6 protein-coding genes are annotated in these 5542 nt (G+C 36.9%); 2 read left to right on the plus strand and 4 right to left on the minus strand.

Features of this window, described 5'->3' with window-relative positions:
• Positions 1 to 70 precede the first annotated feature (70 nt).
• Positions 71 to 769, plus strand: coding sequence for an SIMPL domain-containing protein (locus E1176_RS07165; protein ID WP_155209922.1), 699 nt, complete (start codon positions 71 to 73; stop codon positions 767 to 769).
• Positions 770 to 775: 6 nt separating this feature from the next.
• Here the strand turns inward: E1176_RS07165 and E1176_RS07170 are convergent, their stop codons facing one another.
• The gene (locus tag E1176_RS07170) at positions 776 to 2086 is read right to left on the minus strand and encodes a DUF2254 domain-containing protein (protein WP_155209923.1); all 1311 of its coding nucleotides are present in this window, start codon (positions 2084 to 2086) and stop codon (positions 776 to 778) included.
• Between the two features lie 3 nt (positions 2087 to 2089).
• Positions 2090 to 2983 (minus strand): mechanosensitive ion channel family protein, encoded by an 894-nt coding sequence (locus tag E1176_RS07175; protein ID WP_155209924.1) that lies wholly within the window; start codon positions 2981 to 2983, stop codon positions 2090 to 2092.
• Between the two features lie 232 nt (positions 2984 to 3215).
• On the opposite strand from E1176_RS07175, the gene E1176_RS07180 reads away from it, so the two are divergent.
• Positions 3216 to 3545: a hypothetical protein gene (locus E1176_RS07180; protein WP_185152682.1), complete on the plus strand. Its 330-nt coding sequence runs from the start codon at positions 3216 to 3218 to the stop codon at positions 3543 to 3545.
• A gap of 67 nt (positions 3546 to 3612) precedes the next feature.
• Here E1176_RS07180 and E1176_RS07185 read toward each other — a convergent pair whose 3' ends face one another.
• Both E1176_RS07185 and E1176_RS20585 read right to left on the minus strand, forming a co-directional pair.
• Complete coding sequence (locus E1176_RS07185; RefSeq protein WP_155209926.1) at positions 3613 to 4905, minus strand: ABC1 kinase family protein; 1293 nt, start codon at positions 4903 to 4905, stop codon at positions 3613 to 3615.
• Positions 4906 to 5542 (minus strand): TetR/AcrR family transcriptional regulator (locus E1176_RS20585; RefSeq protein ID WP_185152683.1); only part of this gene is annotated, 637 nt, incomplete at its 5' end. It lies immediately after the preceding gene.

Here is a 5542-nt window from a genome sequence, read left to right on the forward strand (position 1 = left end):
AATAATCACGATGTTTATGGAAAATTTCAGATTGATGCATCATAACAACAAACATTAAATATCAAAACCAATGAAAAAATCATTAATCATACCCATTCTAATATTATTAAGTTTTTGTCTGAACGCACAAGATAAAACTCATAGTAAAAGCAAGTCTATAGAGGTAAAAGGAGCTGCTACCATGGAAGTAATACCTGATGAAATTTTCTTCAGAATCGCCTTGAAAGAGTATAAAGATGGCTCTCGCAAAATCGATATCAATCACCTCGAAAAGGAGTTAGTAAAGGCCGTTGAAAAATTAAAGATTCCGGAAAAAAATCTCCAGGTAGAAAATTTATATGGTTACAATTGGGATTGGAAAAAGAAGAAATCTGACGAGTTTTTGGCTACGAAAAGTTTTATCATCAAGCTTAGCGATGTAAAGCAAATCAACGAGTTGATGAGCATGATCGACCCGGAGGGCGTAAACAGTTCAGGTATCAATAATTACAGTCATTCTCAGATCGAAACTTATAAGAAGGAATTGAAGATCAAGGCACTTCAACTTGCTAAGGAAAAAGCGGAATATTTACTTGCGGCTATTGATGAGGAAATTGGCGGAGTTTTAGAAGTTCAGGAAATTGAATATGGATATCAACCTGTGTCTATGATGAGATCGAGTATGGCTTACGCTAAAGAAGAATCTGCTGATGCTGGTTATCAATCAAACCTTGAGTTTAAGACAATTACGCTCTCTTCTGAAATGAGAGCAGTTTTTATGATAAAGTAATTATCATCACGACAGTAGCTCAACCGGGCTACTGTCATTAAAATGTGAATTTATACACTTCAACTTTTCATTAATACGCTCTTTGTCAAGCTCATTAGAAATATACTCTTGACTGCATACGATCATGTTATTAATAAATCGTTTCAGTATATCTCTGAAATTATCATCACATGCGTACAACATATGCTCAAGGCAGTCAAGTAGCCTCAACAGTATGAGAATATCTTCCTTTCCATACGATCTTATAGGCACCAATATTCTATAAAGTAGGTCTTCAAAACTAGTTGGTGTAAGTATCACTGTCACTTCTTCATCTTTGTTTGTAATACATACCTCTTCTTTCATCTGCATGACCTCAATGAACAAATCCGACAACAAGTCAATCGCTTTCAATGCTGTGCCAGGATCATTAATTCCCGGACTTAAAGCCTTAACAGCAATCTCTGATATTTGCTTGAAACCAAAGGTGTAATAATCTGCTATACGCTCTTCGGGATAAAGAATGAAGAATGACATTATATCAGCGGCTTTGTCTTCATCCAGTTTCTTGCTAGTCATTACAAAGGGATGATATTTACCAACGAAACTGCCTAAAGGTACTTTCACCTTGATTTTAACTTCATGTTCATTACAAAAATTTAAAAGCCCTTCTTTATTTATTCTCTTGAGATAACCAGAGTAGCCTGCATTTAGATCGTACCAATTTTTTGTGTTAGGCAATTCTCCATCTGATCTGTCAGTATCTGCTTCTTTTAGTTCTTTTTTGGTGTTTTTATAAATGCCATTTAATATATTATCAACTTGTATTTTTTGAGAAATAGAGTGAATAAAATACACAAAGAGACCCAGACAAACAATGACCAACAGCATGCTCACCAGTATCCCCAAAGAAGGCACTTTGTACTCACTGGTCGCAGAGTTGATATTGATAATCAGGATAAGACTGAATATGATGGTACCCAGATAAAAACCCAGAACCGTTTGGTGAAATTTGTTTGAGATAAGGCCTGGTAAAACTCTTGGTGAAAGTGTCGCAGTCGCACTATTAAGCACCACCATCACCATAGAAAAACTAAATACCATCAGAGAAATAACGCTACCCACAATGGTACCTAAAATAAGGCGTGCGTTGTCCTCGGCATGTACTAAAAATGATTTGAGATGCTCTTTCAAATCCAATATGATTTCTGCATACTCAATACTCATGACCACAACAGAAAATCCCATAAAAGCTATGGTTATAAGCGTAGGGTAAAAGGCTATACTATTGATTACCTTCAGGTAAAAATCATAGACAGTAGTAGTCCAGCTTTTCATACGTTAAGCTCCCCCCTTCTTATCAAAATCTTTTAGCGCTACAGGAATTGGCTGCCCTTCCTGGTAAATTTTGAGTTCAATTATATCCGCAGGCAGATTGAAGCCTTCACTCATAAGTTTGTTTACCACCTGTTGCATTACCGTGCTTTTGAGCACCGTGGTAGAACCTAAAAAGTCGTAGGTGTTAATCCAAAAGTAAATCTTGAGGTTTATTGTACTCGTCCCAAAATTCTCTATCGTTACAAAAGGTTCTAGTCCCTCCTTTTGCACAATATTAGACATGTTATACAAGGTGGATAAAATCGCTGCTGTAGCATCTGCAACATTTTCACCATAATCTATACCAATGACGAAATCATGTCTCATAAGCCCATCTTTGGTGTAGTTAGTTAGCGGATTCTTAATCATCATGGCGTTAGGAATAAATATATCTCTACCATCAAACGTACGGATATGACTATTTCTAAAACTCATAGCCTTGACAGAACCTACTAAGCCTTCGACTTCAATTATATCTCCTATACTAAAAGGACGACTAAAGGCGAGGAAAAATCCTGCAAGAAAGTTTTCTCCTATATCTTTAAAGGCAAAACCTAAGATTAGTGCCGACACCCCGGCTCCTGCTAACAATCCACTAGCGGCACTTCCTAAACCTACCTGATTAAGAAATATGACCACACCGATTATAAGGAAAGTAAGAAAGACGACCCTACCCACGAAGTTTAAGAGGAGACGGTCTTGTATGCGAGTTTGAAGACGGTTAAGTACCAGCCTTCTGGAAAATACACCTATAAATACGAAGACAACCAACAAGACTAATCCTACAATTATTTCCGGTAAATTTTCAAGAACCTGAGACCAATACCTATCGAAGGAGTCAATTATTTTATCATTCATAATACACGTGTGTGGAGATAATCAAAAAACACGCTTGACCTATTGTTGTTCAGTCCCATACCGACCTACCTACCAAAACCAATCGAAATAGCGGCATTTTTATTTAAAATAAATAGATAAATACTTGATTTTCTGCTACTTATTTATTATACTCTTAATGTACCAAACGATGTGAATAAACTTTATGCTAAAGAAGACAAGAGAGAAAAGGTATGAATCAACCTTACAGAAAATGATTCAGAAAATTGAGAAGAAGGGTTTTATAGAAATTAAAGCAGATTATGCAGATTATGAGACACCTGCTAAACTTGTCAGTCAAAATAACTCTGATGAGTATATACCTGATGCAACTGCTTTAAACCGACTGGGAAATAAGGCTTATTTCGAAATAAGCCGTAAGATTAAAGAAACTGAAAAACTAGTAAACAAGTGGAAAGTATTGGAAACACTGGCTAATATCAAAAGAGGTGTATTCCAGATTTTCGTTCCTCACGGATCAATGAAATTTACCAAAGAACTAGTTAATAAATATAATATCAATGCCGAGTTAGTAAAGTTGTAGGCTTGATATTTATGTAACAAAAAAGCTCTGCCGAATGGCAGAGCTTTTTGTGTTTTACAACACAAAATTAATTTTGGATAGCAACCTGCGCCCCCATCATATTTAAAAGGTTATATAAGCCGAAATACGTACGATTGACATATAAGCCGTGTTTATTACCTCTTGCTGAAGCAGACTTTCTTACCTCCTGCATTTTGGAAACACGCTCTCCAACTTCAAATATCTGCTGAAAGTATGCGTCATCACCAAAATCAAATGTATTTGCTCTAAATGGCCTGCCTAAAAGTGTGATCATCTCTCTGAATAAATCACCAAAAAACTTCTTGTCTTTTTCAGTATCATTTGGCGTTATAAATCCTAATTCTAAGAACAGGCTGTCCAGATCGAAATCATCATCAAGAACGTTGGCAGCCAATAACTTGAAGTAGGCATTGTAAAAATCTAATGGTATTTGCTTCACACAACCAAAATCGATAATAGCCAAATTCCCGTCTTTTGTAATTAGAAAATTACCCGGATGTGGGTCGGCATGCACCTCTTTGAGCTCATGTATCTGAAAATCATAAAAATCCCACATTGCCTGCCCGATCTTATTCCGCTCTTCCTGTGAGGGATTAGTTTGTAACCAATCTTTTAAATGTATCCCATCTATCCAATCCATGGTAAGGATGCGATCGTTAGAAAACTCTGGGTAGTATGTAGGAAAAACGATGTTCTTTAAATGGGAACTAGCCTCTGTAAGGCGCATTGAAGTCTCGAGCTCAAGCTGATAGTCAGTTTCCTCAATAAGCTTATTTTCTACCTCTCCTATGTATTGCTCCAATTCGGCAGCTTTGATATTGAACATCCGTGCTGCAATTGGTCTTACAATCTTTAAATCTGAACTTATGCTATCTGCCACACCAGGATACTGCACTTTAACGGCAAACTTCTGACCCTCTTTAGTAGCCTGATGAACCTGACCAATTGATGCAGCATTTACTGCTTTTTTTGTAAATGTCTCAAAAATCTCTTCCGGTCCTTTGCCTAGTTTATCTTTAAACGTCTTGACTACCAGTGGATATGAAAGTGGTGGAGCACTATATTGACTCATCGCAAATTTATCCTGATAGGCAGTCGGCAGCACATTCTTATCCATACTCAACATCTGTGCAATCTTTAGCGCACTGCCTTTAAGTTCGCTGAGTGAATCGTATATATCTTCAGCATTGTCCTGGTCAAGTTCTGACCTGTCTAAATCTGGATTGAATAACTTTTTGCTGTAGTGCTTTACGTAATTGCCGCCTACTTTTGCCCCCGTTTTAAGAAACTTTGAGGCACGCTTCACCTTTGAGGTGGGTATTGATATTTGCTCTTTCATTTAACGATTGTGGTATAAAAATTTAGCAAAATCGATCATAGAATCCAGTGGTCCGGGACCCATTAGATCGAATGATAAACTGACGGCTTTCTCAACAGCAGCATCAGTCTTTTCAAACTGCTTACTGGTATCTTTCAACCAAAAATTAATGACAAATAGAAGTTGTAACCACAATGCTTCGTGGTATTTTTTACCAATCACAGGCCTGTCTTGCACTTCACTATTTTCTACCCCTTCGTCAATTAACGATGAAGCATATTCGTGAAAGTGTTCTTTAAAAACTTTTAGAAATGATGGGCTCAATTCTGTTTTCTTTATGTCTTTAAAGCTCAGCATCACGAAGCTTCTATCAGATTTTAGTACTTCGAGTAACGTATAATAGAAAGACAACAATTTCTCTCTTACCATAAACTCCTGATAGCTCTTATCTTTATTGAGCACCTCCAAAGTTTTCATCATAAAATCCGCCCAAATAGCCTGATTGACCGCCTCAAACGAAGAAAAATAATTGTAAAAGGTACTCTCTTCTATTTTCAGATTTTTGGTAAAAGCATAAACAGATGCCGGATCCTCTCCATGCATGAGCACATGCTCTTTGTAAGCTTCTCTGATTTTCGCTTCTGAATCTACCTTAGGT

The sequence above is a fragment of the Fulvivirga aurantia genome (assembly GCF_009711475.1).
Lineage (GTDB): Bacteria > Bacteroidota > Bacteroidia > Cytophagales > Cyclobacteriaceae > Fulvivirga > Fulvivirga aurantia.

Coding starts and splice junctions, on each gene's coding strand:
- E1176_RS07165 (WP_155209922.1), top strand. CDS start 71: ATGAAAAAATCATTAATCATACCCATTCTAATATTATTAAGTTTTTGT.
- E1176_RS07170 (WP_155209923.1), bottom strand. CDS start 2,086: ATGAAAAGCTGGACTACTACTGTCTATGATTTTTACCTGAAGGTAATC.
- E1176_RS07175 (WP_155209924.1), bottom strand. CDS start 2,983: ATGAATGATAAAATAATTGACTCCTTCGATAGGTATTGGTCTCAGGTT.
- E1176_RS07180 (WP_185152682.1), top strand. CDS start 3,216: ATGATTCAGAAAATTGAGAAGAAGGGTTTTATAGAAATTAAAGCAGAT.
- E1176_RS07185 (WP_155209926.1), bottom strand. CDS start 4,905: ATGAAAGAGCAAATATCAATACCCACCTCAAAGGTGAAGCGTGCCTCA.